The 24926-nt window shown below is 69.3% G+C and carries 26 protein-coding genes, 1 tRNA gene and 1 pseudogene; 18 read left to right on the top strand and 10 right to left on the bottom strand.

Going from position 1 to position 24926, the window contains the following annotated elements; genetic code table 11:
* Positions 1-169: 169 nt before the first annotated feature.
* Together AB0M56_RS06910 and AB0M56_RS06905 are read left to right on the top strand one after the other, a co-directional pair.
* Positions 170-535 carry a hypothetical protein gene (locus AB0M56_RS06910; protein WP_364171820.1) on the top strand — a complete coding sequence of 122 codons (366 nt, stop codon included), beginning with the start codon at positions 170-172 and terminating at the stop codon, positions 533-535.
* 22 nt (positions 536-557) lie between these two features.
* Positions 558-929 (top strand): hypothetical protein, encoded by a 372-nt coding sequence (locus tag AB0M56_RS06905; protein ID WP_354873318.1) that lies wholly within the window; start codon positions 558-560, stop codon positions 927-929.
* A gap of 232 nt (positions 930-1161) precedes the next feature.
* Here the strand turns inward: AB0M56_RS06905 and AB0M56_RS06900 are convergent, their stop codons facing one another.
* Positions 1162-1554, bottom strand: a complete 393-nt coding sequence (locus AB0M56_RS06900) for a hypothetical protein (protein ID WP_364171818.1) — start codon at positions 1552-1554, stop codon at positions 1162-1164.
* Positions 1555-1643: 89 nt separating this feature from the next.
* Between AB0M56_RS06900 and AB0M56_RS06895 the strand changes: the two genes are divergently transcribed.
* Entirely contained in the window at positions 1644-2024 is a 381-nt protein-coding gene (locus AB0M56_RS06895) for a DUF427 domain-containing protein (RefSeq protein ID WP_364171816.1), read from the top strand.
* A gap of 53 nt (positions 2025-2077) precedes the next feature.
* Here AB0M56_RS06895 and AB0M56_RS06890 read toward each other — a convergent pair whose 3' ends face one another.
* Complete coding sequence (locus AB0M56_RS06890) at positions 2078-5425, bottom strand: phosphodiester glycosidase family protein (protein WP_364171814.1); 3348 nt, start codon at positions 5423-5425, stop codon at positions 2078-2080.
* Positions 5426-5745: 320 nt separating this feature from the next.
* Between AB0M56_RS06890 and AB0M56_RS06885 the strand changes: the two genes are divergently transcribed.
* Together AB0M56_RS06885 and AB0M56_RS06880 are read left to right on the top strand one after the other, a co-directional pair.
* The gene (locus AB0M56_RS06885) at positions 5746-6492 is read left to right on the top strand and encodes an SDR family oxidoreductase (protein ID WP_364171812.1); all 747 of its coding nucleotides are present in this window, start codon (positions 5746-5748) and stop codon (positions 6490-6492) included.
* Between the two features lie 48 nt (positions 6493-6540).
* A complete protein-coding gene (locus tag AB0M56_RS06880; RefSeq protein ID WP_364171810.1) occupies positions 6541-7431 on the top strand; it encodes an SDR family oxidoreductase in 891 nt (296 codons plus the stop codon).
* Between the two features lie 60 nt (positions 7432-7491).
* On the opposite strand, the gene AB0M56_RS06875 is transcribed toward AB0M56_RS06880, so the two are convergent.
* Positions 7492-8145, bottom strand: a complete 654-nt coding sequence (locus AB0M56_RS06875) for a hypothetical protein (RefSeq protein WP_364171808.1) — start codon at positions 8143-8145, stop codon at positions 7492-7494.
* A gap of 181 nt (positions 8146-8326) precedes the next feature.
* Here AB0M56_RS06875 and AB0M56_RS06870 point away from each other — a divergent pair, with 181 nt between their 5' ends.
* The 3 genes from AB0M56_RS06870 (at position 8327) to AB0M56_RS06860 (ending at position 12502) form a co-directional block, all read left to right on the top strand.
* Positions 8327-9538, top strand: coding sequence for a HupE/UreJ family protein (locus AB0M56_RS06870; protein WP_364171806.1), 1212 nt, complete (start codon positions 8327-8329; stop codon positions 9536-9538).
* A 121-nt stretch (positions 9539-9659) separates the two neighbouring features.
* Positions 9660-11273, top strand: coding sequence for a metallophosphoesterase family protein (locus tag AB0M56_RS06865; protein WP_364171804.1), 1614 nt, complete (start codon positions 9660-9662; stop codon positions 11271-11273).
* An 89-nt stretch (positions 11274-11362) separates the two neighbouring features.
* Positions 11363-12502, top strand: coding sequence for a DUF916 domain-containing protein (locus AB0M56_RS06860; protein ID WP_364171802.1), 1140 nt, complete (start codon positions 11363-11365; stop codon positions 12500-12502).
* Here AB0M56_RS06860 and AB0M56_RS06855 read toward each other — a convergent pair.
* Positions 12499-13830 (bottom strand): amidase, encoded by a 1332-nt coding sequence (locus tag AB0M56_RS06855; protein ID WP_364171801.1) that lies wholly within the window; start codon positions 13828-13830, stop codon positions 12499-12501. The two genes, AB0M56_RS06860 and AB0M56_RS06855, sit on opposite strands and share 4 nt — an antisense overlap.
* An 89-nt stretch (positions 13831-13919) precedes the next feature.
* On the opposite strand from AB0M56_RS06855, the gene AB0M56_RS06850 reads away from it, so the two are divergent.
* The 7 genes from AB0M56_RS06850 (at position 13920) to AB0M56_RS06820 (ending at position 19714) form a co-directional block, all read left to right on the top strand.
* Positions 13920-14588: a glutamine amidotransferase gene (locus tag AB0M56_RS06850; protein ID WP_364172011.1), complete on the top strand. Its 669-nt coding sequence runs from the start codon at positions 13920-13922 to the stop codon at positions 14586-14588.
* Positions 14589-14780: 192 nt separating this feature from the next.
* Positions 14781-14915 carry a hypothetical protein gene (locus tag AB0M56_RS06845; RefSeq protein WP_364171799.1) on the top strand — a complete coding sequence of 45 codons (135 nt, stop codon included), beginning with the start codon at positions 14781-14783 and terminating at the stop codon, positions 14913-14915.
* Positions 14916-15030: 115 nt separating this feature from the next.
* Positions 15031-15735, top strand: a complete 705-nt coding sequence (locus tag AB0M56_RS06840) for a GAF and ANTAR domain-containing protein (RefSeq protein ID WP_364171797.1) — start codon at positions 15031-15033, stop codon at positions 15733-15735.
* 249 nt (positions 15736-15984) lie between these two features.
* Positions 15985-16587 (top strand): helix-turn-helix domain-containing protein, encoded by a 603-nt coding sequence (locus AB0M56_RS06835; protein WP_364171795.1) that lies wholly within the window; start codon positions 15985-15987, stop codon positions 16585-16587.
* Between the two features lie 105 nt (positions 16588-16692).
* On the top strand, positions 16693-17133 hold the full coding sequence (locus tag AB0M56_RS06830) for a nitroreductase family deazaflavin-dependent oxidoreductase (protein ID WP_364171793.1): 441 nt from the start codon (positions 16693-16695) through the stop codon (positions 17131-17133).
* A 176-nt stretch (positions 17134-17309) separates the two neighbouring features.
* Entirely contained in the window at positions 17310-18743 is a 1434-nt protein-coding gene (locus tag AB0M56_RS06825; protein WP_364171791.1) for an MFS transporter, read from the top strand.
* Positions 18740-19714 carry a GlxA family transcriptional regulator gene (locus AB0M56_RS06820; RefSeq protein WP_364171789.1) on the top strand — a complete coding sequence of 325 codons (975 nt, stop codon included), beginning with the start codon at positions 18740-18742 and terminating at the stop codon, positions 19712-19714. The genes AB0M56_RS06825 and AB0M56_RS06820 overlap by 4 nt, the downstream gene beginning before the upstream one ends.
* 47 nt (positions 19715-19761) lie before the next feature.
* On the opposite strand, the gene AB0M56_RS06815 is transcribed toward AB0M56_RS06820, so the two are convergent.
* Together AB0M56_RS06815 and AB0M56_RS06810 are read right to left on the bottom strand one after the other, a co-directional pair.
* On the bottom strand, positions 19762-20271 hold the full coding sequence (locus tag AB0M56_RS06815) for an MFS transporter (protein WP_364171787.1): 510 nt from the start codon (positions 20269-20271) through the stop codon (positions 19762-19764).
* A 64-nt stretch (positions 20272-20335) separates the two neighbouring features.
* Positions 20336-20941: pseudogene (locus AB0M56_RS06810) on the bottom strand (MFS transporter); the annotation flags it as partial.
* Between AB0M56_RS06810 and AB0M56_RS06805 the strand changes: the two are divergent.
* Positions 20883-21026, top strand: coding sequence for a hypothetical protein (locus AB0M56_RS06805; protein WP_364171785.1), 144 nt, complete (start codon positions 20883-20885; stop codon positions 21024-21026). The pseudogene AB0M56_RS06810 and the gene AB0M56_RS06805 sit on opposite strands and share 59 nt — an antisense overlap.
* 400 nt (positions 21027-21426) lie before the next feature.
* Positions 21427-21855, top strand: a complete 429-nt coding sequence (locus tag AB0M56_RS06800) for a contact-dependent growth inhibition system immunity protein (RefSeq protein ID WP_364171784.1) — start codon at positions 21427-21429, stop codon at positions 21853-21855.
* 99 nt (positions 21856-21954) lie between these two features.
* Here AB0M56_RS06800 and AB0M56_RS06795 read toward each other — a convergent pair.
* The 4 genes from AB0M56_RS06795 to AB0M56_RS06780 all read right to left on the bottom strand — a co-directional run bounded on the left by AB0M56_RS06795 (position 21955) and on the right by AB0M56_RS06780 (position 24030).
* Positions 21955-22030 (bottom strand) — tRNA-Lys (locus tag AB0M56_RS06795).
* A gap of 111 nt (positions 22031-22141) precedes the next feature.
* Positions 22142-22729 (bottom strand): dihydrofolate reductase family protein, encoded by a 588-nt coding sequence (locus tag AB0M56_RS06790; protein WP_364171782.1) that lies wholly within the window; start codon positions 22727-22729, stop codon positions 22142-22144.
* Positions 22726-23532 (bottom strand): metalloregulator ArsR/SmtB family transcription factor, encoded by an 807-nt coding sequence (locus tag AB0M56_RS06785; protein WP_364171780.1) that lies wholly within the window; start codon positions 23530-23532, stop codon positions 22726-22728. The genes AB0M56_RS06790 and AB0M56_RS06785 overlap by 4 nt, the downstream gene beginning before the upstream one ends.
* Positions 23533-23658: 126 nt before the next feature.
* The gene (locus AB0M56_RS06780) at positions 23659-24030 is read right to left on the bottom strand and encodes a DUF5997 family protein (RefSeq protein WP_364171778.1); all 372 of its coding nucleotides are present in this window, start codon (positions 24028-24030) and stop codon (positions 23659-23661) included.
* 37 nt (positions 24031-24067) lie between these two features.
* On the opposite strand from AB0M56_RS06780, the gene AB0M56_RS06775 reads away from it, so the two are divergent.
* Positions 24068-24778 carry a LysR substrate-binding domain-containing protein gene (locus tag AB0M56_RS06775; RefSeq protein ID WP_364171776.1) on the top strand — a complete coding sequence of 237 codons (711 nt, stop codon included), beginning with the start codon at positions 24068-24070 and terminating at the stop codon, positions 24776-24778.
* Positions 24779-24926 lie beyond the last annotated feature (148 nt).

Genomic DNA, 24926 nt, shown 5'->3' with positions numbered 1-24926 from the left:
GCCATCAACGGATTCCGGCGGCCGATATCGACGGTCGCGTGGAGCTGCGGGACGGCTCAGTCCACAGGAGACCGACGGTCGTGGCGCCGGCCACGTCGGCGGCCCTCGGCGAACAGCCCCGGAAACGCCAGCGGGTACGTTGTGGCGAGCGCGGCAGAAGGAGGAACGGGTGATTCTCGGTTTCGCGGTGGCGGTGGCGGTGTGCGCACTGCTGGTCGCGCTGTGGAGCTTCGCGCAGGCCGCGCGCAAGCGCCTGCCGGACACCCCGCTGCTCGTCGCGCTCGGCGTGGTCGAGGTGCTGCTCGTCGCCCAGCTCGTGGTCGGCATCGTGCTGCTCGCGAGTGGTGAGAAGCCCGGCAGTCTCGCCACGTTCCTGGCCTACCTGATCGGCTGCCTGGTCGTGCTGCCGGTCGGCGCGGCGTGGGCGCTGGCCGAGCGGAGCCGGTCGAGCACGGTCGTGCTCGGCATCGCCTGCCTGGCCATCCCGGTGATGGTGCTGCGACTGAACGAGGTGTGGAGTGGAGCAAGCGCGTAAGACGGCCACGGGCCCGGGCCGGGTGCTGGTCGCGGTGTACGCGATCTTCGCGCTGGCCGCGACCTCGCGCGCCGGCGTCCAGATCGGCACGAAGTTCCACGAAGCGCCGCTGGCCTACGTACTCTCGGCCTTCGCCGCCGTCGTCTACCTCCTCGCGACCTTCGCCCTCGCCAAAGGCGGCGAACGCTGGTGGCGGGTCGCGCTCGTGGCGTGCAGCGTCGAGTTCCTCGGGGTGCTGACGATCGGCACCCTCAGCATCTTCGACCGCCAGGCCTTCCCCGACGCCACGGTGTGGTCGGTCTACGGCCAGGGTTACGTCTTCATCCCGCTCGTGCTGCCGCTGGTCGGCCTGTACTGGCTGTGGCGGACGGCCCCCAAACGCGTCTCGGCCTGAGCTGCCTCGAAACACCACGCAGAACTGCACGTAGCCGTCGATCCCGCGGAAAACAGGTATCCCCTCGGCTGCTTTCGTCGGTTCCGGCATCCGGACAAATCCCCTGATGATCAGGGTCTCCGTCCCCACCGGAACCCGCGGTGAGATCCGCCGCAGAAACGAGCGAACATGCGTCTGCGCACGTGTTCGATGCCGCTCGCGTCGGCCGCGACGCCCGTCGGCTTCCGTGACCTCACTCGCCGATGTGGCGGGTCTTCGGAACGCGGGTCTTCAGCTCGTGGAGCATCTCCCGCCAGCCCTCGCGCGTGGCCGGGTGGCGGCTGGAGTTCTCGGCGAACAGGGCGCGCACGGCGGCGGCCTTGGTGAGGGTGAGTTCGGCTTCGCGGCCGGCGTTGACCGTCAGCGTCATTTCGCAGTAGCCCCACTCGCGCCGCTGGAACTTCCATAGGTAGCCGGGCGTCAAGACCTCGTCGCGCAGGGTGCCGCTGGTGCCGAAGTCGATCGGCTGCAGGTCTTCGACGACCAGGTGCGTGCCACCGGGCGTCGTGCGGATCAGGCCGCTCTCCTGTGCGAAGGCCAGCAGGATCGGCCGTCTGCCCAGTTCAGCGAGGCTGGATCCGGCCACGGAATCGAAGCTCGACCAGGCGACCGGGAAGGGTCCGCGCCGCTTCGTGGTTGTCACCGAAGAGAACCCGCAGCGGAACGAGGAGACCCATGTCCCAGGCAACGCAGCAGAAGATCCCCGGCCCCGACCACCCGATCACGGTCGAGGTCAACCCGGCCCGCGTGCTCGTGAAGCTGGGCGACACGGTCATCGCCGACACGACCCGGGCGCAGGTGCTGCGCGAGTCCACCTACCCGGCGGTGCAGTACATCCCGCGTGAGGACGTGGACTTCGCCGCCCTCGCGCGCACCGAGCACCACACGTACTGCCCGTACAAGGGCAACGCGTCGTACTACTCCCTGACCCCGGCCGGCTCCGTGGGCGACAACGCCGTCTGGACGTACGAGGAGCCCTACGACGCGGTGTCCCCGATCAAGGGCCACCTCGCGTTCTACGCAGACCGCGTCTCGATCGAGGAACTGGCCGCCTGACCGACGAAAAAGCCGGGCGCGCCCCGGAAACGGAGCGCGCCCGGCAAGAGGAATCAGCGGGTGACGGTCAGCTGCGCCGAACCCGTCACGCCACCGCTGGTCACCGAGATCGTCATGGTGCCCGGTCGACGCGCCGTGACCTTCCCAGTCACAGCGTCCACCGAAGCAACACGAGAGTCGCTCGACGACCACACGTGCGAAGCCGGATCGGCGATCGGCATCGTGGCCGCGGGGAGGTTGTCCCCGCCGACCTCGGCGCCCGTGGCCGTAGCCACCGCGGACACACCCACCCGTAGCGAAGCGGCGGGCACCGTCACCGCGATCGACGACAGCACCGGCTCCACCGAGAACTGCACGTCACCACGAGCGGTGTGCAGCAGCACGAAGTGGTAGATGCCGCCCTCGTCCGAAGGCGCGTACGCGGGCATGCCGAGGTCCGCGATCGTCAGCTGCGGGATGCCCCCGGCGGCCGGCGACGTCGGGTTGCCCAGCGGGTCGATGACCTGGTCGGCGAACCCGCGGGCGTGGCCGTAGAGCATCACCACGTGCTTGTCCGGGTGCGTCTGCTGGTAGCGCTGCACCAGCCGCACGTACATGCGGGCTTCCCACCGGTCGCTGAACTGGCTGTTGGCCACCGGGTGCGGGTCGTACGCCGGCATGTGCGTGGTCACCAGCACGGTCTGCGACGAGGCGTCCGTGAGCTGCTTGACCAGCCACGGGTACTGCGCCTCGGCGGGTGACTGGAACGCGTCCGACGACTGCAGGCTGCCGTGCGCGTTGTCGGTGACGATCACCTGCGCGTCGCCGGCCTTGTACTGGTAGTGCGTGGCGCCGAAAACCTGGGCGAAGTTGCCGTTCTCCGGCAGCACGCCCTGGCTGATCTCGTGGTTGCCCACCACGTCGTGGTACGGCACGCCCAGCGCGGCGATCTTCTGCTGCGCGTACTGCAGGTCGGCGACCGCGCCGTCGTCCGACATGTCACCCAGCGCCTGCACCGAAGACGGCCGTGCCTGCGAAGGCAACGTCGGCAGCCGGCCCTTGATGGTGTCCATGACGTTCGAAGACGCCGAACCCGGGTCGCTCGCCACCATGTGCGCGTCGTCGCCGAGCAGCATCGTCGAGCCCGAACGCGAGAAGTCCGCGGCGTTCTCCGAGAACTTCAGCCACGACGGGTTCTGCGGAATCGCCTGGTACGGCGGCGTGACCAGCGGGCGCGGCGAGTACAGCGCCTGCAGACCGCTCACGTTCAGCGTGCCCGACGTCGTCTGGCTCGGGTTGATCGTGAGGAAGTCGACGAAGCTGATCCGCAGCGGGAAGTTCAGGCCCGGCGGCAGCGTCGCGATGGCCAGGCGCCAGTCCTGCCACGTCACCGTGGTCGGGTACAGCGTGGTGGTGGCGCCGTCGATGCCGATGTACGACTCGGCCAGCTGGATGCCGGTGCCGTCGCCCTTCACCCACACGCCGATGCCGGTCGGGTTCTGACCGCTGGTGTTGGCGCCGGCCGTGATCGTGGACTTCGGCGACAGCACGAGCTGCTTCACGCCGGAGCCCGCGGGCATCGTGTACGTCAGCTGTGTCGAGGCCGAAGCCGTCGATCCCGGCGGGACCACGCCCGGCGCGGCGACCATCGTGGCCGGCTGGCCTGTGGTGTTGCGCAGGCTCCACGCGGCCGGATCGCTGAAGTCGTTGAGCTCCTGCGACACGCTGCCGATGGCCACGGTCGCGGTCGCCGTGGTGCCGCCGACCTTCGCCGTCACCTTCTCCAGGCCCGAGTTCACCGCGTCCGCTGTGAACACACCGGACTTGTCGACGCTGCCGAGCGACGCGTCGCTCACCGACCACGAAGCCGCGGCGGCGGGGATGGCGACCGCGGTGCCCGTCGACGTCGAGCCGGACAGGGTGAACGTCTGTGTGCCACCGTTGTTCAGGTCCGGGTCGGTCGGGGAGATCTGCAGCGACCCGAGCCGGTCGACGACCCGCAGCGGCTGCACGGAGACCGCGATGCCCGCGCGGGCGATCAGCACGCCGGTGCCCGCGTGGCCCGCGGTGAACTGGCCGTCCTTCCACGAACCGAGCGTCGAGGGCACAACCTGCACGGAAGCCTTCTCGCGCGCGGGGTTGCCGAGCGAGTCGAGGCCGAACGCGGGAACCGGCACGGTCGCGCCGGGCACCGTGTCGACGCCCTTACCGCCGTTCACGACCATCGTGCGCGCGAAGCCGGGGGCCTGCTCGGTCGAGTAGAGGAACAGGCCGTTGGCGACGGGCCGCTCGTGGCCGTCCGACGGGCTGTTCATCACCGAAACAGCGGGGTCACCCGGCTTGCGGGCGGCCATCTCGGTGGAGCCGCCGCCGTCGAAGAGCACGGCGTTGTACGCGCCGTGGGCCACCATGTAGCCCGCGACCTGCGCGGGCGTGACGCCCAGCGCCGCGCTGGCGCCGAGGCGCCCGTCGAGCGTGGCGATGATCGTGTGCTTGCCGTCCTTGCTCACGCCGACGACGGTCTCGGGGTTGACGCCGCCCGGCGGGTTGCCGGTGGGGTCGTTGTAGACCGCGCCGTCCTTGACCAGCATGGTGGAGCCGGACAGCAGCTGCTTGAGGCCGCCGGTGTCGGCCGTCACCGAGACCGAGTCTCCACTGTGGACGGTGCTCGCCAGCCACGTGCCGCCCGCGCCGCCGCCGAGGAGGCCGAGCTGGCCCTTCGTCAGGGCCGGCGCCGCGGTCACGCCCGTCTGCACGGAGTCGGCGACGAACGTGCCCGCCTGCGTCTCGTGCCCGAGCACGAGCGTGCTTGCCGGGAGGGCTGTCGCGCCGCCGAGGTCGGGGGTGATCTCGGTGATGCCGCCGGACGCGACGTCGTTGACAACGTTGACAGAGGTCAGGGGAGTGCTCGCGGCACCGTCCTTGACCGAACCGGAGAACGTCTGCGGACCGAGCACCATCGTGCCGTCGGCGCGCACACCGAGCTGCGCGTTGAAGTTCGGGCGCGGGCTCTTGAGCAGCTTGCCGTTCGTGATCACGCCGCCGAGTGGGCGGCCGCTGGCGTTGATCTCGAAGAAGTCGCCGTTGACGCCGGCCACCGCGTGGGTGCGGGCGGCCATCGAGCTGACGGTCTCGTCGGCCGGGTTGGTGATCACGTCACCGGCTTCGACCACGCCGAGGCGTACGTTCGGGTCACCGAGGTTCACGTCGAGCACCTGGGTGTGCTGGCGGCCGCCGACGGTGTCATAGGTCTCGGAGTACTGGGTCACGCCGCGCGTGACGGTCACCGGCGTCGTCTTCGTCCGGTCGACGACGAGGCTCCAGTTCGCGGGAGTGGCCGGCAGCCACGGCTTGGGTGCCGAGGCCTCCGCTGTTCCGGTGGCCCCGAAGGTGACCACGCTTCCCGCGAGCAGAGCGGCCACCACCGCGCTGCTTCTTCGACTGCGTTTCAAGACAGCTCCTCGTTCCGGTGCACGGGGATGTGCGCACGTCACCCCAGCACCGCCCCGTGAAAACAAGATGTCCCGTCGTCGGCGCGCAGGAGTGCGGCAGGGAACGGGCGGGTCCGATCCGGACGAAACGCCGCGTGCGTTGTGCCACATCGGGCCGGATAGCGCAAGTAACGACGATCCGTACCCGTGTTACCCAGGTCATATCGTTGATACGGGAATACTCTAGCGCGGATACGAGTTAGGCTGTAGCGTCGATATCGACAGAGCGGAACACCGATACGGAGGCAGAGATGACCAGCACGAAGAACACCCAGGACCGCGTCGCCATCGTCACCGGCGGTTCGGGCGGGATCGGCCGGGTCGTGGCCGAGCGCCTGGCCAAGGACGGCATGAAGGTACTGGTGCACTACTCGGGCAACCCGGAGCGCGCCGAAGAGGTCGTCGCCGCGATCACCGCCGCGGGCGGGGTGGCCAGCACGGCGCAGGCCGACGTGGCTGACGAGTTCCAGGTCGCGGCCCTGTTCGACACCGCGGAGCAGCGTTACGGCGGCGTCGACGTGGTCGTGCACACCGCGGGCATCATGCTCCTGTCGCCGCTCACCGAGCTCAAGCTCGCCGACCTCGACCGCATGCACCGCATCAACATCCGCGGCACCTTCGTGGTCGACCAGCAGGCCGCCCGCCGCCTGCGCCCCGGTGGCGCGCTGGTCAACTTCTCGACCTCGGTCACCAAGCTGGCGCTCACCGACTACACCGCCTACGCCGCTTCCAAGGGTGCGGTCGACGCGATCACCCTGATCCTGGCCCGTGAGCTGCGCGGCCGCGACATCACCGTGAACGCCGTGGCCCCCGGTCCCACCGCCACCGCGCTGTTCCTCGAAGGCAAGCCGCAGGAGGTCATCGACCGGCTCGCCAAGGTTCCGCCGCTCGAGCGCCTCGCCGTGCCCGAGGACGTGGCCGAAGCCGTCGCCTTCCTCGCCGGTCCGGCCCGCTGGGTCAACGGCCAGGTCATCTACACCAACGGCGGAGCCATCTGAGCCGGCCTCTCCCTCCGTCCCCGCCTGCTGCTTCGAAGGAGAACTCCCATGTCCCAGACCATCGTCATCACCGGTGCTTCCAGCGGCTTCGGCGCCCTCACCGCCCGCGCGCTGTCCGACCAGGGCCACACCGTCTACGCCGGCATGCGCGAGACGACCGGTCGCAACGCCCCGCAGGTCCAGGCCGTCGCTGACTACTCGAAGGAGCACGATGTCGACCTGCGTGCCATCGAGCTGGACGTGAACTCGCAGGACTCCATCGACGCGGCTGTCGCGCAGATCGAGGCCGACAGGGGCACGATCGACGTGCTGATCCACAACGCCGGCCACATGGTCACCGGCCCGGCCGAGGCATTCACGCCGGAACAGCTCGCCCAGCTCTACGACGTGAACGTGCTCAGCACCCAGCGCGTGAACCGCGCCGTGCTGCCCGGCATGCGCCGCCGCGGCGAGGGCCTGGTCGTGTGGGTCTCCAGCTCCAGCGTCAAGGGCGGCACCCCGCCGTACCTCGCGCCGTACTTCGCCGCCAAGGCCGGGATGGATGCCCTCGCCGTCAGCTACTCGACCGAGCTGACCCGGTGGGGCATCGAGACGTCGATCGTGGTCCCCGGCGCGTTCACCTCGGGCACCAACCACTTCGCGCACTCGGGCCGCCCGGCCGACGACGTCGTGGTCGCCGACTACGAGACCAAGTACGCCGGCTTGATGGAGCAGGTCTCGGGCAAGCTCGCCGCCCTGGAACCGGCCGACGCCGACGTCTCCTCGGTAGCCGCCGAGATCGCCCGCATCGTCGCCCTGCCCCGCGGCGAACGGCCCTACCGCGTGATCATCGACCCGTCCGACGACGGTTCGGCCGAGGTCTCGGCGGTCGCCGACCGCATCCACCGCGAGTTCTACGAGCGCATCGACCTGGCGGATCTGCTCACGATCCGGAAGTGACCGTCCGGAGGGGACCGTGCACAAGGGAGGGAAGCCCCGGCTTCCCTCCCTTTGCTGTACCTACTTCAGCCGGATGACGATTCCCGTCAGTCCGCTCAGGACGCTGGCCACACCCGCCCGCACAGCCGCCGCCGCCCGGGCCGGGGTGAACGACCCCGGGTCGTCGCCCGTGGCGGTGGTGAGACCGGCGCCGCGGAAGGTGGCGCCCGGCCAGTTGGCGGCGGTGACGTTGGCGGTCGGTTCCGCGATTTCCGCGCCGAGCACGAGGAACTGCCGGTCGAGGTGGCTGGCGGTGACCACGGTGATCGCGTCGACGAGTTCGCTGCCGGCCGTGATGACGAGGTCCGGCGCGAGGTCCATCGCCTCGACGATGCTGTCGGTGTGGCGGACGGGATCGTCGGCCGTGACGACCTTGAGGCTCACCTGCTCTTGCTCAGCCCAGTCCTTGACCGCGCCGACCAGGGTTTTCGTCTGCGGGCCGTCGCCGGCGGTCAGGAGCACCACGCGGTAGCCCGGCGCCGGGTGCACGGCGTCCCACGAACCCGGCCGCGGGGTGATCGTCGCTTCCGGAGTCGGTGGCGTGCTGGTGAACCCCTGGCCGAGCACGCCGACGGCGGTGGGCGCGGGGTGTGGTCCCGACCAATCGTCGGTGGCGCCGCACCCGCTCAGGAGCACTGCCGTGAGTGCACCGACGACCACGAATCGTGAACGCAAGCCGGATCGTCCTTTCAGGGCAGTGGTGCGTGGATCGGTCTCCTTCCTACCTGATCGCCACCGGTTTCCGGTGCGTCGCATTCTTCCGTCGGAATCCGGTCGCTGCTTGTTCGCCCGCGCTCCTCCGGTTGTTCGCTTGCGCCCAGCAAAGTGCGGGCGAGCAACCGGAAAGAGGAAGTCCATGCCCCGCCCCCTCAGACGTTTCACCCGCCTGGCAACAGTTTTCGCGTTCGCCGCGCTGGCGGTTATTCTCGGCACCTCGACCGCGTCCGCGCACGGGTTCTCGTCGGTCGTCTACGCCGACGTCACGTCGCCTGGGTCAGGACAAGTGCGTGCGGAGCTCGGCCTCGAGTACGACCTACTGGTCGTCTCCGTCGCTGACGCGGAGCACGACGACCCGCTGTTCAAGCAGGGCACTGCTGCGTTCGACGCACACGATTCCGCCGCGCAGGCGAAAGCGCTCGAAGACCATTCGGCCGCCGTGATCAAGTACGTGACGGAACGCTTCCACGTGACCACGGAAAGTCCCTGCGCGCCAACGAAAGACGGCGGTTTCCGCATGGAGCAGCGGGAAGGCGTCCCCTACGCGCTGCTGGACCTCGACTACCGCTGCGGCAGCGCCGATGCCCACGAGGTGCGCAGCGCGCTGTTCCCTGATGCCGAGGGTTACGTCCGCGACACCAAGACGGTCGTCACCTATGACCTCGACCTGACCTCGGGCAGCGCCGCGCTCGACGCGCACCAGCCGTCGTTCTCCACGCAGCAGTCGTTCGGCGAGCGGTTCTGGGAGTTCTTCCGGCTCGGCGCGGAACACCTGCTCACTGGTCTCGACCACATCCTCTTCCTGCTCGCGCTCATCGCCGGCTCCCGGCGCCTGCGCGAGATCGTGCTGGCGGCGACCACGTTCACGCTGGCCCACTCCGTCACGTTCGTGCTGGCCGCGCTGGGGCTGGTGACGGTGCCGGCCGCGATCATCGAGCCCCTCATCGCCCTGTCGATCGCGGTGGTCGCGGCCTGGCCGCTGTGGCGGCTGTGGCGGCGCAAGGTCAACGGCATCGAGGACGACCTCACCGGCGAAGGCCACTTCAGCCTCGACCGCACCGGGTGGATCAGGCTCGCCGTGGTGTTCTGCTTCGGCCTCTGCCACGGCCTCGGGTTCGCTTCGGCCCTGGGCATCGACACCGCGTGGTCTTGGACACTTCTGTGGTCGCTGCTCGTGTTCAACGTCGGCATCGAGACGGTGCAGCTGGCGATCATCGCGATCGTTTTCCCGCTCCTCGTGCTGATCCGCCGCCGCGCGAACTTCGCTCCACAATGGATGACCGGGGTCATCGCGGCGGGCGTCTCCGTGATGGGTCTCACGTGGTTCGTCGAGCGCATCGCGGCGGGCTGACCACGTAATTCCTGGGCGGGCCACCCGCCCTTCCGGCGAAGTTCACCTAACGCACACCATGGGCGGAAACGCTATCAATCGGTCTTCCCGACCCATTTACCCGAAAGGGAAAGTACATCCGATGAAACCTTCCAGATCCGGGCGGAACCTCGCCTTCGGCATCGCGACGGTGGGCGTGAGCCTCATGCTGGCGTTCGGCAACGGTTCGGCGACTGCCGCGACGTGGACGCCGACCCCGCCGGCCAAGGCGAACACCATCGTCCTCGGTGTCGGCGCCAAGGAATCGCAGCGCGTGCTGTCGTGGTATACCGCGACCAATGCCGACCAGACGGTCGAACTGGTGCCGACCAACTGGCTCAACCACGGCAAGTTCCCCACCAACGCCAAGGAGTTCGCGGCGGTCGTCGGCAGCAACGCGGTCAACGGCGGGTTCAACGCGCACGCCACGCTCGACGGCCTGCAGCAGAACACGGCGTACTCCTACCGCATCGGCAACGGTGACGGCTGGTCGCCGACGTACTCCTTCAAGACGCAGTCCTTCAAGGGTGACTTCGACTTCCTGTTCTACGGTGACCCGCAGATCGGTTCGTCGGGTGACGTCGCGAAGGACGGCGCCGGCTGGGCCGACACCCTGAACGTGTCGCTGGCCGCCAACCCGAAGGCCGAGCTCCTCGTGTCGGGTGGTGACCAGGTCGAGTCCGCCAACGTCGAGGCGGACTGGGACGCGTTCCTCGGCTCGGACAAGCTGCGCCAGTACCCGTGGGCCGCCACCATCGGCAACCACGACGTCGGCGGCAAGGCCTACGAGCAGCACTTCTGGACGCCGAACACCGACCGTTCGACGCCGTTCTACAACGGCTCGCAGAACACGAACTCCGGTGGCGACTACTGGTACACCTACAAGGGTGTGCTGTTCATCGACCTGAACAGCAACGCCTACGCCAACAACGCGGACGAGGCGCACATCGCCTACGTCACCGACGTGATCAAGAAGCACGGCGGCGAGGCCAAGTACACGGTGCTCGTGTACCACCACGCGATCTACTCGCCGGCGGATCACGCCAACGACGGTGACAACCAGCTGCGCCGCCAGGACTTCCCGACGGCGTTCTCCAACCTGGGTGTCGACCTGGTTCTGCAGGGTCACGACCACAGCTACTCGCGCAGCTACGTGATCAAGAACGGCAAGAAGGCCAACCCGGCCGAGCAGCCGGGCGCCACGCAGGTCCAGCAGGGCCCGGGCGGCGTCGTCTACGTGACGGCGAACTCCGCGTCGGGGTCGAAGTACTACGACCTCACCGACCCGGACACCACGAAGGACCCGAACTACGGCGCCGACCCGCTGAACCCGGACAACCACTGGGCCAACTCGGTCGAGAACCAGGAGCACGTGCGCACGTACGTGAAGGTCCAGGTGCGGGACGACAAGCTCGAGGTTCAGCAAGTCCGCAGCGGTACCTGTGCCGCTCCGAACGCGGCCGTCGAGCGCGGCAACGTCAAGTGGTGCGGCCCGGACGAGGGCGCTTCGCCCGCGGGCAAGGTCGGTTCCTTTGTCGACCAGGTCGTCATCCACACCAAGGCTGACAACGGCCACGGCAACGACGGCCACAACGGCGGTGGCAGCGGCAACGGCGGCCACGGCGACGACGGTCACGGTCACGACGACCACGACGGTCCGTGCTGGCTGAGCCAGACCCTCGGCAAGCTCGGCTCCACGCTCACCGCGTTGAGCTGACTCGCCTGATCCACCAGGCAGGGGCGGGTGCTCGCCGGCACCCGCCCCTGCCGCCCCTTCCGTTCTGCCCACCTGCCCGAGGACTGCACATGCGTTCCACGCTCACCCGCGCGCTCGCCGCCGTGCTGCTCGCCGCCGGGTTCGCCGCCACCACGGCGATGCCCGCCGCTGCTCAGGACACTGCTGCCCAGGACACTGGTTCTCAGGGCACTGCTTCTCAGGGCACTGTGCCCTGGGCGGTCAGCACCGCGGACAACGAGTTCGGTGCCGACCGCGTCAACTACAGCTACACCGCCGAGGCGGGAGAGCAGGTGCACGACGGCCTCAAGGTCGTCAACAACGGCACGGCGCCGCTGGAGCTGGCCGTGTACACGGCGGACGCGTTCACCCGGCCCGACGGGCAGGTCGACCTCCTCGCTCGCGACAAGAAGTCGGTCGGCGTCGGCGCGTGGGCGCGCGCGGCGAGCGACCACCTGAAGCTGGGGCCCGGCGAATCGGCCGACGTGCCCTTCACCGTCGCCGTTCCCGCCGGCACCAAAGCCGGCGACTTCCTGGGCGGCATCGTCACGTCGGTGCAGCAGGGCACCGTCGAGCGTCGGCTCGGCATCCGCATCCGCCTGCGGGTGGGCGGTGACCTGACGCCCGCGCTGTCCGTCGAGGACGCGCATGTCGACTACTCGGGCACGGCGAACCCGTTCGGCACGGGTGACGCCACGCTGTCCTACACCTTGCACAACACGGGTAACGCGATCACCGCCGCTCGGCAGAGCGCTTCGGTTTCCAGCTTGTTCGGCGCCTGGACCATCCCGGCCGCCGCGATCCCGGACTCGCCGCAGCTGCTGCCGGGGGAGACGTGGCACGTTTCGGTACCGGTCCACGGTGTGGTTCCGGGGGTGCGCGTGGCCGCCGACGTGTCGATCACGCCGCTGCTCACGGATGCGTCCGGCTCCGTCGCTCCGCGCGACGTGGTGACGGGCTCGGCCGGTGGCTGGGCGGTTCCGTGGACGTTGCTGGTCGTGCTGGTTTTGCTGGTGCTCGTTGTTGTTTTCGTGGTTCGGCGGCTGCGCAAGCGCCGGGCGGGCGAAGAGGGGAGCCCGGTTGAGCTCCCCTCTGAAACACCCGAAACTGTGACGCCTGACAGCACGGAATCCGAGAAAGCCGAGTCCGAGACCACTCAGTCCGAAACCGCTCAGTCCGAAACCACTGTGCCCGAAACCGCTGTGTCCTAAAGGTTCGGGTGCCGCTGCGCCCACGGCGCGACGGCCTCGAACGCCTTGGCCGCAGAGAACACCGCCTCGTCGTGATACGGCTTGCCGACGATCTGCAGCCCCGTCGGCACGCCCGATTCGCTGATGCCCGACGGCACGGTGAGCACCGGGAGCTGGCCCAGCAGGTTGAACGGGTAGGTCAGCGCCCACGCGAGGTACGCGTCGACCGGTTTTCCGTTGACGGTGAAGGACTCGTCGTCGTTCTGGTGGTTCGCCGCCAGCGCGGGCACGGCCTGCGTCGGGCAGGCCATCAGGTCATAGTTCGCGAAGACGGCCGACAGCTTCGTCCACATTTCCGTGCGGACGAGCTCGGTCTTCTTCACCCGCACGTGGTCGAGCTGCCGGCCCTGCAGGATGAGGTGGCGCACGAACGGGTCCATTTTGTACTGCCACTGCGAGATGTGCTCCCCGGCGATGGTCGCGAACAGTCCCTGCCAGTGCGTGACCCAGGCGTCGTAGGTGCTCTCGTTCCAGCCGAGGTCCACCTCTTCGACGATCGCGCCGGCGTCGGCCAGCTTCGCGACGGCGACCTCGGTCAGCCGCGCCACCTCGGTGTCGACCTCGACGTAACCCAGGTCCGGCGAGTACGCGATCCGCAGGCCGTCCACGGAGCCGGGACCAGCGGGAATCGTCACGCGCTCGCGCAGCGTCGTGATGTCGTCCGGGTGCTGGCCGGAGACCACGTTCTGCGCGAGCGCCACGTCGCCGACCGTCCGGCCGAGCACGCCGACGTGCACGATGGCCTCGAACATCGTGTCCAGCAGCGCCGAGGGGTTGCGCCCGAACGGCGCCTTGTACCCGACGATCCCGCACGACGACGCGGGCATGCGCAGCGAGCCACCACCGTCGTCACCCCCGGCCAGCACGGCCATGCCGGTTGCGACGGCGACGGACGACCCGCCCGACGAACCGCCACTGCTGAAGTCGAGGTTCCATGGGTTGCGGGTGATGCCGTAGAGCGGGCTGTGGCAGTGGCCGCAGTGGGCGAACTCCGGCGTGGTGGTGCGGATGTGCATGATGGCGCCGGCGTCGAACATGCGCTGCATGGCCGGCAGTGTGTGGTCGGCCTCGACGCCTTCGAAGATCTTGGAGCCCCACGAAGTCGTCACGCCCTTCACGGGGTGCAGTTCCTTGACGGCGAAGGGAATTCCTTCGAGCGGGCGCGCGCTTCCGTCGCGGTAGCGCTGGTCGGCGTCGGCCGCCTGCTGCCGGGCTTGGTCGTAGAAGCGGTTGGTGATGGCGTTGACGTGCGGGTTGACCTCTTCGCAGCGGTCGATCACGGCGGCCATGAGCTCGCTGGGCGCGAGGGTGCGATCCTTGAACCGGCGGAGGGCTTCTTCGGCGGGCAGGTAACAGAGGGACTCGTCAACAGTCGCCGCTGCTGCTCGCCCGCGGCTACACCGTCGACTACCTCGAAGCCGGCGTCGACCCGATCACGCCGGACGTGCTGTCCGCCCCGGAGGTCGTGGTCGTGCTCGGCGGCCCCATCGGCGTCGACGACACCGCGTTGTACCCGTTCCTGCCGGACGAACTCGCCTCGCTCGCCACGCGGCTCTCGACTGGCCGCCCCACTCTGGGCATCTGCCTCGGTGCCCAGCTCATCGCCGCCGCCCTCGGCGCCGACGTCACGCCGACCGGCAAGAAGGAAATCGGCTACTCCCCGCTGGGCTTGACACCCGCGGGCCGCGACTCGGTGCTGTCCCCTTTGGACGGTGTCCCCGTCCTCCACTGGCACGGCGACCAGTTCGCCATCCCCGCCGGTTCGACGACCCTGGCCGAAACCCCGGGGTTTCCCCACCAGGCTTTCAGCCCCGCTCCGGGCACCCTCGCCCTCCAGTTCCACCTCGAAGCCGACCACACGCGCCTCGAACCTTGGCTCATCGGCCACACCTTCGAACTCACCACCGCCGGCGTCGACCCCCGCACTCTCCGCGCCGACGCCGCCACTCACGGCCCAACGCTGACCCGCGCGGCGCAGACGGTCTTCACGACGTGGCTCGACGAAGCCGAGGAAGTGCTCTCCGCGTCCGCGGGAGGTTCGCCCTGATGACCGACACCCGTCAGTCGGTGAAGAGGCGAAGCTCCCGGTTGAACACCGCGCGCGCCCAGTTCGCGACGGGGCTGTACTGCGGATGTTCGAGCGATTCGGTCCCAGTCTTGGCGCAACCCGCAGACCGCCGCCGAGTTCACCGCGTTGCCGAGGTGGCGCTCGGCCGGTTTCAGGAGGACGGTTGGAGGCATGACCGCCCAGGACGGCACGGCGCCGTGCGACACCGCCGTACGAGGGGTCCTCGCGCGCGTGCAGTTGCGGTCGGCTCTGCGCGAAGCGGTCGACGCCGAAGCGCGCGGCCGCTGCGATCCGGGCTGGGACTGACCCGGCCGAGATTGTCAGCCCTCTCCCCCTGAGGCGTTCGACGCAACCCAATCCGCCACCCAGCTCGCCCGCACGCATACGACAGGAGACAGGCGGAGTGGATGAGGAGACGAAAATGTCGGAAGAGCTCGACGAGCTCGCCGAGGCCATGCGCGGGCTCACCCGGGCCCTCGAGGACGACCGGCTCGAACCCGTTCTCTTCGAGGTGATTTGCGCCGAAGCCGTGAGCGCTGTTCCCGGCGCCGACATGGCGAGCGTGACCGTGATCCGCTCGGGAAAGGGCGAAACGGCCGCGACCACCGATCCCCGCGCCGAACAGGTCGACGCCGCGCAGTACGCCGCAGGCGAAGGCCCCTGCCTGCAGGCCGCCGAAACCGGCGAGATCGTGCGTCTCTCGCTGCCCGCCGCGGACCGTCGCTGGCCAGAGTTCACCGACGTCGCCGCCGAGCTCGGCATCGGCAGCTACCTCGCGGCCCCCCTGCGCGTCGACGACGAGCTCTCCGGCGCGCTGAACCTCTTCGGCTTCGGCGACCACGGCTTCCGCGAGCTGGACGGCCAGCTGCTCAAGGTCTACGTCACGATGGTCGCCTTCGGCCTGCGCACGCACCACCGCTACCGCGACGCGCGCGCCCGCGCCGAGCAGCTCGAACACGCCATGCAGACCCGCGCCGTGATCGAGCAGGCCAAGGGCATGCTCATGGCCATCCACCGCATCGACGCGGACGAAGCGATGCAGCGCCTCGTCGTCGAATCTCAGACGACCAACACCAAACTCCGCGACATCGCGACGCGCTTCGTGACGACGGTGTCCGACCGCTGAGTCACTCCGCCGCGGCGGCCGGCGAAAGCGGCGCCACGCGGTCGACCGGACTGTCCAAAGTAGCCAGAAGGCGCAACCGCTCCTCGGAGTCACTTGGGGTTGCTGTCTGGGGTCCTGCTCGCAGCGCACGAAGTAGTCGGAACTGCCCCCGGTCAGTAACGCGATCTTCTCGCGCCGCGGCCCGGGCATGCGCTGTGGGATCTCGCGACGGCCATCCTGCGGTGGCCTGCGACGGGTAGCGTGCCGCTCGTGGAACCCATTGCGATCCCCCTGGGCGGCCCGCGCGAGGAGCGCGCCGACGCGGCCCGCAACCGTGCGCACCTGATCGAGGTCGCGCGCGCGATGGTCGACGAGCTCGGCGCCGACAAGGTCACGATGGACGGCCTCGCTGAGCGCGCCGGCCTGGGCAAGGGCACCGTCTTCCGCCGCTTCGGCACGCGCGCGGGCATCTTCCTCGCGCTGCTCGACGTGGAGGAGACGGCGTTTCAGGAGCGGATCCTCAACGGCCCGCCCCCGCTCGGCCCGGGCGCGCCGGCCGTCGAACGCCTCGTTGCCTTCGGCCACGCGCGCATGGAGTTCCTCATCGAACGCACGGCGCTGGCCCGCGCGGCGCTCGACCCGGCGCAGCCGATCCCGGTTTCCGCGAGCCCGTCGCTGTTCCACGTGCAGGTGCTGCTGCGCGAGGCCTGCCCCGACGTCCCGGGGATCCGCGCGCTGGCCCTGCAGCTGACGGCCGCGCTCGAAGGCCCGCTTCTCCTCTACTTGCGCGCTCCGGACGGCGCCGCCCCCGCCACGATGCCGCGGGAACTCGCGGCCGGCTGGAAAACCCTGGTCGAACGCGTCTGCGGCTGATCTTCGCCTTGGGTGTTGCCGCCGTCACGTCTGCTCGTCGAAGCGGGGTATAGTCCGATTATGGGCCTCAGGTCGAGGCCCGTTGCCGACACGAAAGGTGCGGACATGCCGCTGACCGGCGAATACGAGCCGAGCCCCTTCGACTTCAGCCGTGACCAGGCGGAGCTGATCGAGAAGTCCGGTGGCCAGGACGGCACGGACAACCAGGGCAAGCCCGTCATCGTGCTGACCTCGGTGGGCGCCAAGACCGGGAAGCTCCGCAAGACCCCGCTGATGCGCGTCGAGCACGACGGCGAGTACGCCGTGGTCGCCTCGCTCGGCGGCGCGCCGAAGAACCCGGTCTGGTACTACAACGTCGTCGCGAACTCCCACGTCGAGCTCCAGGACGGCCCCGTCAAGAAGGACTACGAGGCCCGCGAAGTCCACGACGCCGAGTACGCCAGCTGGTTCGACCGCGCCGTCGAGGTGTGGCCCGACTACGCCGACTACCAGACCAAGACCACCCGCAAGATGCCGATCTTCGTCCTCAGCCCGATCGAGGCCTGAGCTCCCTCGACGCCGCGGTGAGCCCTCGTCCCGGGCTCGCCGCGGCGTCTTGCGTTGGTGGCCGGAACTGCCCGTCGCACGGCACGTTCTGGACCATCGCCCGGGCAGCGGCGGCGGTTGGAACTCACGGGCCGGCGATCAGCGCCGGCCCGTGGAGTGTCTTGGGAGTGCCTTCGATGTCCTCAGCGTTGCCCAGCACGGCGTCCGCCACTGCCGCCCGGAGGCGGTGGTGGGGGCTGATCGTCCTCGCCGTGGCGCAACTGATGTTGTTGCTGGACACCACCGTCGTCAACGTCGCGCTCGCCCCGATCCAGCACGACCTCGCCTTCTCCCACGTCGGGCTTTCCTGGGTGGTCAACGGCTACACGCTCCCGTTCGGCGGCCTCATTCTACTGGGCGGGCGGATCGCCGACGCGCTCGGGCGGCGCCGCGTGTTCCTGGCCGGGCTCGCGTTGTTCGCGGTGGCGTCGGCGATCGGCGGCGTGGCGGTGACGCCCGCGATGCTCGTCATCAGCCGCGTGCTGCAGGGCGTGGGCGGCGCGCTGGTGGCGCCCGCCGCGTTGTCGCTGGTCACGGTGCTGTTCACCGAACCCGCCGAACGCGCCCGCGCCCTGTCGACGTGGGGCGTGTTGCGCGGTTTGGGCGCCGCGCTCGGCGCGGTGCTGGGCGGCGTGCTGGTCACGTACTTGTCGTGGCGCTGGGTGTTTTTCGTGAACCTGCCGATCGCGGTGGTCGCGTTCGTGTGCGCGCCCGCGTTGGTGTCCGAAAGCCGGAGCCCGCGTCGCGGCCGCCCCGACATCGCGGGCGCCGTCCTCGCGACCGTGGGTCTGACACTGATCGTCTACGGCCTCCTCGCCGCGGCCGGCCGGTGGGCCGCGGTGGTGGGTGTCGTGCTGGTCCTGGCGTTCGGCTGGTGGCAGTCCAAGGCGAGCAACCCGTTGGTGCCACTGGGTTTCCTGCTGTCGCGCCGCCGCGCGATCGGCAACCTCGTGCTGCTGACGTTCAGCGCGGCCATGGGGGTGCTGTTCTTCACGATGGCGCTGTACGTGCAACAGGTCGCCGGCCTGAACGCCCTGTACTCCGGGTTGTCGTTCCTGCCGATCGGCCCGCTGTTCATGCTCACCGGCTGGCTCACGGCCCGCCTCATCCCGCGCATCGGGCAGCGCGCCGTCATGGTGCTCGGCTTGCTCCTGCTCACCGCCGCGTTCGTGATGTTCGCGGGCGTGGACGTCGGCGGTTCCAGCGTGCGTGACGTCCTCATCGGCATGCTGCTCTTCCCGCTCGGCGCCGGCTTCGCGGTGATCTCGGGGATGATCGCCAGCGTCGACGGCACCACGGGCGCCGACGCGGGTACGGCCAGCGGCATCAACAACACCTCGCAGCAGATCGGCATGGCACTGGGCCTGGCCACGCTTGTCGCCGTCGGTGACGCGCACACCCGGTCGCTGCTTTCGGCCGGGGCCGACAGCGCCCACGCCGCCGCCGGTGGCTACGCGCTGAGCTTCGCCGTCACCGCCGGCGTGATGGCCTTCACGACGCTGGTCGCGGCCGTCTTCCTGCCGAAGCCGCGGCTAGCATCGAAACCGACCCTGAACGGAGGTGGCGGGTGAGCCCGTCGAACGGTGCGCGTCGGGTCGTGGTGCTGGCCTACGACGGCGTCCGGCTGCTCGACCTCACCGGGCCGCTGGAAGTTCTCACCACCGCCAACGACTTCGGCGCGCGCTACGACATCACCGTCGTCTCACCCGACGGCCGCCCCGCGGCGACTTCCAACGGCACCGCCCTCGCGGTCGACGGCCGCATCGCCGACGTCACCGGCTCCTGCGACGTCCTCCTCGTCGCCGGTGGCGCGGACTGGGCGTCGACCGTCCTCGAGCCGCCCATGGTCGACGCGGTGCGCGACCTCGCGGCCCGGGCGGGCTGCGTCGCGTCCATCTGCGCCGGCGCCTTCCTCCTGGGCGCCGCGGGCCTGCTCGACGGCCGCCGCGCCACCACGCACTGGCGCTTCACCGGCGAGCTCGCCACGCGCTTCCCGACGACGACGGTCGAGCCCGACGCGCTTTTCGTCTGGGACGGCAAGGTGGTGACGTCGGCGGGCGTCAGCGCCGGCATCGACCTGACGCTCGCCTTGGTGGAGTGCCAGTTCGGCGCCGACGTCGCGCGCGCCGCGGCGAAGGACATGGTCGTGTTCATGCAGCGCCCTGGTGGGCAGTCGCAGTTCAGCGTCCGCACGAGCACCACCCACCCGCGGCACGAGCCGTTGCGCAAACTCCTCGACACCATCACCGCCAACCCCGCGGCGCCCCACTCGCTGGCCGGCATGGCCCGCACGGCCGGCCTCAGCGTCCGCCACCTCAACCGTCTCTTTCGCGACGAGCTCGACACCACCCCGGCCCACTACGTCGAACAGGTCCGCGTCGAAGCCGCCAAATCCCGCCTCGAATCCTGCGACGACGCCATCGCCACCATCGCGCGCCAGGTCGGCTTCGGCTCGCCGGCGTCGCTGCGCCGCGCCTTCGCCCGCGAGTTCGGCGTGACCCCCACGGCCTTCCGCGAGCGCTTCAACAGCACCGGCGTCTGAGCTGGATCGTTGGAGGCGGCCCTGCCTGATCGCGTGGAGGCCATCACTCACCGGCTCACGGGCTGGTCCTCACCCGCGGGCAGGTCGACCATCCTCCGCAGCGGCGACGCGAGGAGCGGCACCGCAGCGAGCAGCATCCCTGCGCCCGCCACCCACAGCATCGGTCGCAACCCGATGCCGGTCGCGAGCACGCCGGCGAGCAGGCTGCCGACGGGCGTGGCGCCCCAGTAGAGGAAGTTCATCGTGGCGTTCATCCGGCCGAGCAGGTGATCCGGGCAGAGCGTCTGCTGGAAGCTGACCTGCAAGACGATCACGATGATCACGCACGTGCTCGTGAACAGGCCCGCCACCACGTACCACGCCAGCTGCCACCCGGGCCCGGTCAGGGGCACCAGCAGGTACGCCAGTCCCTCCACCACCGCGACCGTCACGAGAAGCCGAGCCGCGCCAACCTTGCTGCTCAGCCGCCTGGCCAGCACTGACCCCAGCAACGCCCCCACCAGACCGAGGCTCCCCAACAGCCCCACCGCCCCCGCGGACAACCCGATCACCCGCACCAGGAACAGCCAAGTACGCGCTCGAAAACAACGCCGACACCATGTTGTTCAGCGCGATCGCCCGCAACACCGGATGGCGCAGCACCAGCCGCAGCCCCTCCCGGATCTGCGCCCGCAGCGTCGCCTCCCGATGCTCAGGGGCGATGACCTCCCGCACCCGCACGGTCCTCAACCACGCCGCCGACCACAGGTAACTGACTGCGTCGACCAACACGGCGACCGGTGCCGCCAGCCACTGCACGAGCAGCCCACCCAACCCGGGCCCCACCAACGCGGCCGCGGACGTGCTGAACTTCAGCTTCGCGTTTCCCTCGATCAGATCCGCTTTCGGCACCAGCCTCGGCAGAAACGACTGGTGCGCCACATCGAAGAACACCGTCAACACGCCCGCCACGAAAACCGCCGCGTACACCTGCCAGATCGTCAGCGCCCCGAACACCGCGGCCACCGGAATCGACCCCAGCGTCACCGCCCGCCCGAGATCAGCACCCACCAGCACCGGCCGGTTCCGCACCCGGTCACACCACGCCCCCGCCTGCAGCCCGATGAGCAAGTACGCCAACGTCTGAAGCGTCCGCAACACCGAAACCTCGAACGTCGAGGCGTGCAGCGTGATCACGACCAGCAGCGAGATCGCCGTGCCACTCACCCTGGTGCCGACTTGGCTGATCGCGTCGGCCAGCCAAAAATGCCGGAAATCGCGATGCCGGAACAGCCCACCCATTTTCTGTTTCGCGACGCTCGGCACCGAATGATCTTACCGCGCCGGCCATTGGCGCTGCCAGGCTTGACAATCAGCGACTATCCCCGGTCGACTTGCCGGTTCACGGGCTCTTGTTCCACGAAATCGCGGTCGGGTGCAAGGTGTTGCGTTTCTGCAAAATACGGAAGATCCAGCCTCCGCGCCCAAACATCACCGGTCAACAGCGACGATCCATCCGAAACACTGGGAGCCGTCGTCGGCAGAACTCGCGGCGTTCCACCCTCGATCTCGGCGGTCGAGGCGTCGGAGCGTATCCACTCGCCTTTGCCGGCGACGAGCCGACGAATGCTGTCGTGAGACAAGCCGTTTGCTCGACTATCGTGAGCAGCCGGTATTACGCGGATAGCCGCCTCAAGTACAACCGCAACGAGTCGCAGCCGACACGAGGAGCTATGGGCTCCAGTTCTGATGTTGACGAATCGCTCACCCTCGAGCAGATCGAAGGCCTCCGCTGGGGCAGCCCGCCAGCCGACGCGACGCGATTGATCAAGACGGTCTACGAGTTGCGCACCAAGCCGGTGGGTGCCATGGACGCCGAAGACCTCCGCGTGCTGCTGCTCCAGCGGGAGAGCATCGATGTACTGGTGCCTGTTGCGCTGACCCACCTCGAGCAGAACCCACTGGCCGAAGGTGACTTCTATCCCGGCGACCTGCTCACCGCTGTGCTGAAAGTCCCGCAGGCTTACTGGCAGCAGCACCCCGACCAACGTCGCCGCGCGGCAGCGGCGATCGAGGCGGTCGAGGCACTTGGCGACCTCGGCGATCAGGACGCGCCACACGACACCGTCTGGCAGCAGATCAACGCCTTCCGCTCCAGGTGACACTGCCGACTCGCGGCGGCACTGAGCCGGTCGCCCGGGCTGCGCGGGCTTGCCCGGTGATCACCAGTCCCCTGTTTCAGGGCTCTGACCTGCGGAAAGTGGTGGGCCGCCAGGGGCTCGAACCCTGGACCCGAAGATTAAAAGTCTCCTGCTCTACCAACTGAGCTAGCGGCCCGCGGGCTCAGTTTAGCGGGCGCCCGCCGTGTCACCAGCAGGGTGGGCCTTGATCCTCGTCACCTCGCCGATGGGGCCGGACCCGGCCGGGGATTCCACAATGGACAAGGGCTCACCGGGCCCGGTCGTAGACCATCGCCATCTCGCCGAGGTCGCCGGTTTCGTGCAGGGACAGCTGCCACTTCGTGGCGGGCAGGCCGTCGTCGAAGAGGCGCTCGCCGCCGCCCGCGATTTCGGGGGTGATCATGAGGTAGAGGCGGTCCAGGAGGTCGGCTTGCAGCAGCGCCTTGATCACGGTGGTGCTGTTGTTGACCAGAATGTCGCCCTCGCCGCTGGCCTTCAGGTCGGTGATCACGTCGGCCGCGGGGGCGTTGGCGATGCGCGCGTGGGTCCACGGCGCCTCGGTGAGCGTGGTCGACAGGACGACCTTTTCCGTGTCCACCAGCCACTTCGCGTAGCCGCGGTCGCGGGGGTCGGCGTCCTCGTTGTCGATGACGGTCGGCCAGAAGCCCAGGAAGCCTTCGGCGTTGACGCGGCCGAGGACGGCCGTGGTGGCACCGTCGTGGAGTCGGGCGAGGTGGTTGCGGGCGACCTCCGTCATGGCGTACGGGACGATCGCGGCGAGGTCGCCGGGGCCGCCCGGGCCGCGGTAGCGGCCGTCGAGGGTGATGCTGATGTTGGCGGAAACCGTGCGGGTCATTTCTGTGCCCCCTTGGTGGTGTCGATCTTGATGGTGTCCATGAGGTTGTCGAGGACCTGGCCCCAGCCGGTCGCGATGCCGGCGATGTGCGGCGCCGCCTCGACGGTCGTGTCGGTGATGCGCAGCCCGAGCCTCAGGTGGGTGCCTTCGGCGACTTCGTCGAGTTCCAGGTCGTACTCGGTCGTGAACGACGCTTCGCCCAGCACGGCCAGGTCGAACACGAGCCGCTCGTTCTCGGTGGCTGCCTGCACGTGGCCCTCGGACCGGTAGCTGGCCTCGGCGTCGCGGAACTCGACCACCGCCTCGCCGTGCGGGTGCGGGTCGAGCACGACCTCCACCACCGAGAACGCCGGCGGCGCCCACCAGTCGGCCAGCTTCTCCGGCTCCACCCAGTACCGCCACACCACGTCCGGCGGCGCGGGCACCAGGCGCTCGAACGAGAACTCCCGCCCGTCCGCCCATCCTTCCCGATCCGCGGCTGCCGTCTCGGTCTCGACGGCCGCCTGGTACCGCTCCAGCACGTCCCGGTCGCCGGCGTGCGCCTCGACCTTGTCGAGGATGATCTCCAGCCGATCCGCGAACGCTCTCAACGGCACGGCGTCGATCGCGTACACCCGCCTCTGCCCGAGCGGCGTCACGGACACCACCCCGACCTTCGCGAGCGCCTGCAGGTGCTTCGTCGTCTGCGGCTGGCGCAGCCCCGCGAGCTCCGCAAGCTCCCCCACGGACCTCGGCCGCCCCGCCAGCAACTCGACGATGCGCCACCGCGCCCCGTCACCCAGCGCCGCTGCGATCTCGTTCATGAGGAGAAGTATTCCCCGACCAGAATATTCTTGTCAAGGAATATAAGGGAACAATCCTCTGACCTGCGAGTCAACCAAGAAAATTGGATCAGCCGGCAGAAGCCCCGAGATCGATCAGGCCCAGGATCAGCCTTCCGACCCCTTCACCTTCGCAGCCTCCCGGCGCACCTCGGCCTGCGTGGCCCGCTCTCGCTCCAGCCACTCCGGCCCCGCGGCCTTGATCTCCTCGATCTCCGCCGTCGTCAGCGGCTCGGTCAAGCCCGCCCGCGACAGGCCGCCGATGGAGATCCCCAGCTTCGCCGCCACCACCGGACGCGGGTGGGGGCCGTTGCGCCGCAGGTCGCGGAGCCATTCGGGCGGGTCGGTCTGCAGGGTGTTGAGCTCGTCGCGCGACACGGCGCCCTCCTGGAACGACGAGGGGGTCGCCTCCAGGTACACGCCGAGCTTCTTCGCGGCGGTGGCGGGCTTCATCGTCTGAGGGGTCTTGCGCGAGGTCATGGGGCCCAGGGTAACCACCGTCGGTAACCTGGCCTGCGTGACCGGCCCGGACGCACCGCCCTCGTTCACGCTCGGCTACGTCCCGGGCGTGACGCCCGGCAAGTGGGTCCGCACCTGGCAAGAGCGCCTGCCGCGAGTGCCGCTGGTCCTCAGCACGATCGACCCGCGCGAAGCCACCGCGAAGATCCACGAGCGCGAAGTCGACGCCGCGCTGCTCCGCCTGCCCATCGACCGCACCGGGCTGCACGCGATCCCGCTCTACATCGAGACCACCGTGGTCGTCGTGCCGAAGGACCACGTCGTCGCGGCCGCCGACGAGGTCACGCTCCCGGACCTCGCCGACGAGCTCTTCCTCCACCCCCACGACGACACCCTCGGCTGGCCCCACCCGCCCGGCAAACTCGCCGAACACCGGCCGGACACGACCGCCGACGCGATCGAGCTCGTCGCCGCCGGCGTCGGGCTGCTCGTGGTGCCGCAGTCGCTCGCTCGGTTGCACCACCGCCGCGACCTCACCTACCGGCCTCTCGCGGACGTTCCGGAATCCCAGGTCGCGCTGTCCTGGCTCGAAGACGAGACCACCGACCTGATGGAACAGTTCATCGGCATCGTCCGCGGCCGCACGGTCAACAGCACCCGCGGCAAGGCGCCGGAACCGAAGCCGAAAGCCAAGGCCCAACCTAAAACCAAGAGCCCCAAGAAACCCCAACATCCCGCCAAACGCGGCAAACCCCGCCGCCGCGGCTGACCCCACCTCGGCCATTCGGCCGAACCTCGCCCCCGAACCCCAGCCGAACGGCCAGCCCGCCCCGGCCGTTCAGGTGATCAACAAAAACGCCGTTCCCAGCAGGCTCGGACTCCGGATCAAGCACACCGGAGCACGAGGTGGCTGGGGA

The sequence above is a fragment of the Amycolatopsis sp. NPDC051372 genome (genome assembly GCF_040682095.1).
Lineage (GTDB): Bacteria > Actinomycetota > Actinomycetes > Mycobacteriales > Pseudonocardiaceae > Amycolatopsis.
The sequence above is the reverse complement of the archived record's forward strand: the minus strand, read 5'-3'. Positions and strand labels throughout refer to the sequence as shown.

What these genes read in the sequence shown, in the direction of transcription:
- AB0M56_RS06840 (WP_364171797.1), top strand. Translation starts at nt 15,031, where the DNA reads ATGTCGGAAGAGCTCGACGAGCTCGCCGAGGCCATGCGCGGGCTCACC.
- AB0M56_RS06870 (WP_364171806.1), top strand. Translation starts at nt 8,327, where the DNA reads ATGCCCCGCCCCCTCAGACGTTTCACCCGCCTGGCAACAGTTTTCGCG.
- AB0M56_RS06880 (WP_364171810.1), top strand. Translation starts at nt 6,541, where the DNA reads ATGTCCCAGACCATCGTCATCACCGGTGCTTCCAGCGGCTTCGGCGCC.
- AB0M56_RS06830 (WP_364171793.1), top strand. Translation starts at nt 16,693, where the DNA reads ATGCCGCTGACCGGCGAATACGAGCCGAGCCCCTTCGACTTCAGCCGT.
- AB0M56_RS06800 (WP_364171784.1), top strand. Translation starts at nt 21,427, where the DNA reads ATGGGCTCCAGTTCTGATGTTGACGAATCGCTCACCCTCGAGCAGATC.
- AB0M56_RS06860 (WP_364171802.1), top strand. Translation starts at nt 11,363, where the DNA reads ATGCGTTCCACGCTCACCCGCGCGCTCGCCGCCGTGCTGCTCGCCGCC.
- AB0M56_RS06855 (WP_364171801.1), bottom strand. Translation starts at nt 13,830, where the DNA reads ATGGCCGCCGTGATCGACCGCTGCGAAGAGGTCAACCCGCACGTCAAC.
- AB0M56_RS06865 (WP_364171804.1), top strand. Translation starts at nt 9,660, where the DNA reads ATGAAACCTTCCAGATCCGGGCGGAACCTCGCCTTCGGCATCGCGACG.
- AB0M56_RS06780 (WP_364171778.1), bottom strand. Translation starts at nt 24,030, where the DNA reads ATGACCTCGCGCAAGACCCCTCAGACGATGAAGCCCGCCACCGCCGCG.
- AB0M56_RS06785 (WP_364171780.1), bottom strand. Translation starts at nt 23,532, where the DNA reads ATGAACGAGATCGCAGCGGCGCTGGGTGACGGGGCGCGGTGGCGCATC.
- AB0M56_RS06790 (WP_364171782.1), bottom strand. Translation starts at nt 22,729, where the DNA reads ATGACCCGCACGGTTTCCGCCAACATCAGCATCACCCTCGACGGCCGC.
- AB0M56_RS06845 (WP_364171799.1), top strand. Translation starts at nt 14,781, where the DNA reads ATGACCGCCCAGGACGGCACGGCGCCGTGCGACACCGCCGTACGAGGG.
- AB0M56_RS06895 (WP_364171816.1), top strand. Translation starts at nt 1,644, where the DNA reads ATGTCCCAGGCAACGCAGCAGAAGATCCCCGGCCCCGACCACCCGATC.
- AB0M56_RS06825 (WP_364171791.1), top strand. Translation starts at nt 17,310, where the DNA reads ATGTCCTCAGCGTTGCCCAGCACGGCGTCCGCCACTGCCGCCCGGAGG.
- AB0M56_RS06885 (WP_364171812.1), top strand. Translation starts at nt 5,746, where the DNA reads ATGACCAGCACGAAGAACACCCAGGACCGCGTCGCCATCGTCACCGGC.